At 33.7% G+C, this 3,481-nt stretch carries 4 protein-coding genes; all 4 read left to right on the top strand.

The features are described 5' to 3' along the window. On the top strand, positions 1–598 hold a 598-nt coding region (locus ACH2BG_RS07015; RefSeq protein WP_395046996.1), incomplete at its 5' end, for a T9SS type A sorting domain-containing protein. 1 nt (position 599) lies between these two features. Then, positions 600–1,829 (top strand): T9SS type A sorting domain-containing protein, encoded by a 1,230-nt coding sequence (locus ACH2BG_RS07010; RefSeq protein WP_309758702.1) that lies wholly within the window; start codon positions 600–602, stop codon positions 1,827–1,829. 1 nt (position 1,830) lies between these two features. Beyond that, positions 1,831–3,003, top strand: coding sequence for a DUF1566 domain-containing protein (locus ACH2BG_RS07005; protein WP_395046995.1), 1,173 nt, complete (start codon positions 1,831–1,833; stop codon positions 3,001–3,003). A 10-nt stretch (positions 3,004–3,013) separates the two neighbouring features. Next, a partial coding sequence (locus ACH2BG_RS07000; RefSeq protein ID WP_395046994.1) for a HupE/UreJ family protein occupies positions 3,014–3,481 on the top strand: 468 nt, incomplete at its 3' end.

Genomic DNA, 3,481 nt, shown 5'->3' with positions numbered 1-3,481 from the left:
TTATCATTATCATGGGACTGCAACTGCACCATATATGGTAGGTAATATGGTGGGAGTTGTTACACAAGATGCCAATTATCAAATCATTCCACAACCGCAAGGTGTTTCTCCAAGACCAGGACCGTATGGTCCGCTTAATGGTGCTTTAATTACGGCTTGTGTAGCCAATGCTAGTAACGGTTATAATACGGCTTATACTTTAAACGGAACATCAGGATATGCAACCAACTACACAGCAACTGCTGCAGGGGTTTATACGTTTAATTATGTAACTCCTACAGGAACAACTACTACAAATTATACAGGATCTGCATTGTGTACAGTTCCAAACTTATCAACAGAAAATTTTATTGCAATAGAAAAAAGTATTACACTTTATCCAAATCCTACAACAGATATTTTAAAAATAAATTTAGGAATTAGTTCATCTGAGAGTGATATTCAAAACATTTCAATTTATGATATAAATGGACGTATAGTTTCAAAAACTACTGATTTTAAATCAGATATAGATATTAGTAAATTATCTAAAGGAACTTATTTAGTAAAAATTCAGTTTACTAATTCGGTTGTAACTAAAAAAATACTAGTAAAATAACATGAAAAAAATAGTACTATTTTTATTGTTTACGACTTATAGTTTTGCACAATATACTGGAACAGGATCTGTTACACAAGGTTTGGCAACAAACATAACCACAACAAACTTGTATAGCACCTGTTCGGTAGGAAGTAGAGTCGCGGCAGTTGGAACCATAACTGCTTCAGACAATACAACTTGGACGGTTCCTGCAGTTACCAATTTTGCAAATGCTAGTTTCCCGTTTGCATCAGATTTGAATAATGGGTGCAATGGCAACACTTATGCAACATCAACGGCTGCGTTATCTGCATTAAACGGATCTGATATTGTAACAATTGATGCATCTGGAGAGGTGATTACGGCTTATATTTTTGCAGATAATTATTTCGAAATGTACATCAACGGCATTCCAGTTGGTAAAGACAAAGTTCCTTTTACCGAATTTAACTCGAGTATTGTACGTTTCAAAGTAAATAAACCATTTACAATTGCAATGCTTTTAGTCGATTGGGAAGAACGATTGGGTGTGGGAGCAGAAACAAATGGTGGTTTTACTTATCATGCGGGTGATGGCGGTATAGTAGCAGTTTTTAAAGATGCTAGTAATACAATTATTGCAAAAACTGATACAAGTTGGAAAGCACAAACTTTTTATACAGCACCTATCATGAATTTATCTTGTGCTACTGAATCTGGAACTTCACGTTTGTCAACTACTTGTAGCACTGCCGATAGCAATTCTGGAACAACGTATTACGGTTTACATTGGGCTCGACCAGCAAACTGGACTACAGCTAGTTTCAACGATTCGACTTGGCCAAGCGCAACGACTTACACTAACACTGTTATTGGAGTAGATAACAAACCATCTTATACTAATTTTATAAATATTTTCGATGATGCTTCAAACGATGCTCAGTTTATTTGGAGTAAAAATGTGGTTCTAGACAATGAAGTAATTGTACGAAAAACAGTAAGTAATTTGTCAGTAAATCAAACTTTATTGAATGAAAGTAAAATAATTTTATATCCAAATCCTACAAAAAATGAAATTCATTTAGATATTGATGAAACAATTCGAAACGAGATTAAGAAAATTTCAATTTATAACTTGCTCGGAGAATTGGTTTTCAGTTCTAATAAATATGTGCAAACGATCCCATTAACGAATATTTCAAGCGGAATGTATTTGGTAAAAATAAGTACATCGGAATTAGAAATTTCTAAAAAATTAATTGTTGAATGATATGAGAAAAATAATATTTCTATTTATAACTACATTCTCATTCGCGCAAAGCGTTACAAAAACGATGAATTTGTTGGCCGATACGGGACAAAACACTAGTTATACAGCAACTTTTGGTGAAGACAATGATTACAGTATTAATATGCCGTCGTTTACCAATAATGCCAACGGGACCATAATCGATACTGTAACAGGATTGATGTGGCAACAAGCCGATGGTAGCGAAATGACGATTGAATCCGCGTATACGTATGCAGATAATTTAGTACTTGGCGGGTTTTCGGACTGGAGATTGCCAACACCAAGAGAAAGTTTTTCGATTTTGAATCATCAGAATACTAATCCTGCTCTAAATACTACCTATTTTACAAACACAAATGCGGGCTACTGGTGGACAAATACCTATCAAACTGGCGATAATACCAAAGTTTGGGTTACAAATGCGGGCGGTGGAATTGGCAATAAACCAAAATCTGAAACTATCAGTGCAGGCGGAACTTCTAAATTTCATGCTCGTGCGGTTCGAGATATTACAACGCCTGCAGTTATCTCAAATCATTTTACAGATAACGGTAACGGAACCATTACAGATAATTTGACCCAATTAATTTGGCAAAAAACACCAAATGCAACGGCCGTGACTTGGGAAAATGCCATTACTTATGCGGAAGGTTTATCATTAGCATCTGCAAATGATTGGCGATTGCCTAACATCAAAGAATTACAATCGTTGAATGACGAAAGTTTATCAAATCCGTCCGTGAATCAAACTTTTTTTGGCTCGATTGGAGTGAAAAATTATTGGAGTTCAACTACGGTTCAAAATCAAACACTTAATGCTTGGTTTTGGAATACCGAATTTGGAATAACAACTTTCGGATTAAAAACAACCGTAAATTATGTCATTTGCGTTAAAGGAAATCCCGTCAATTTGGCAATAAATTCGGTTGATTTAAAATCAAAAATCAAAGTTTTCCCGAATCCTTTTTCATCAAAAATAACGATTGAAAATGCCGTGGGAAACGAGTATTTCAAATTGTATAACGAAATTGGTTTAGAGATTTTTTCTGGAAAAAACATCGAGAAAAAAGATTTCTCAGATTTGCTAAAAGGGATATATATCTTAGAAATTAAAGGAGAAACTGATTCGAAAATTAAACTAATCAAACAATAAATTCAATTTTTTGGAAAATATATTAAAATATCTTCAACTCGGTTTTATTCACGTAATTCCTTTAGGATTCGACCATATTTTATTTATTTTGAGTATTTTTTTCTTAAATTCTAAACTAAAATCCGTTGTTATTCAATGTTCCGTTTTTACAGTTGCTCATAGTTTGTCTTTGGGTTTAGCAACTGCGGGATTTATTATTCCAAATTCTAATTATATCGAACCTTTAATTGCTATTTCCATACTTTTTACAGCCTTAGAAAATATTGTAAGCCAGAAAGTAAATCCTTGGAGATTGCTCATTATTTTTGGTTTCGGATTAATTCACGGATTGGGTTTTGCAACTGCATTATCAGAAATTGGAATTCCTAAAAATCAATTTTTTTCCTCGTTATTGTCTTTTAATTTAGGTGTTGAATTGGGGCAAATAACCATAATTCTCTTGGCTTATTTCTTAATTAGTAAATGGTTTTCTGATAAG

The sequence above is a fragment of the Flavobacterium sp. genome, from assembly GCF_043779715.1.
Classification (GTDB): Bacteria; Bacteroidota; Bacteroidia; order Flavobacteriales; family Flavobacteriaceae; genus Flavobacterium.
This window is presented reverse-complemented; position numbering and strand designations above follow the sequence as displayed.

Bases quoted from the DNA above. Each gene is read 5' to 3' on its own strand.
- ACH2BG_RS07010 (WP_309758702.1), top strand. From the start codon at position 600: ATGAAAAAAATAGTACTATTTTTATTGTTTACGACTTATAGTTTTGCA.
- ACH2BG_RS07005 (WP_395046995.1), top strand. From the start codon at position 1,831: ATGAGAAAAATAATATTTCTATTTATAACTACATTCTCATTCGCGCAA.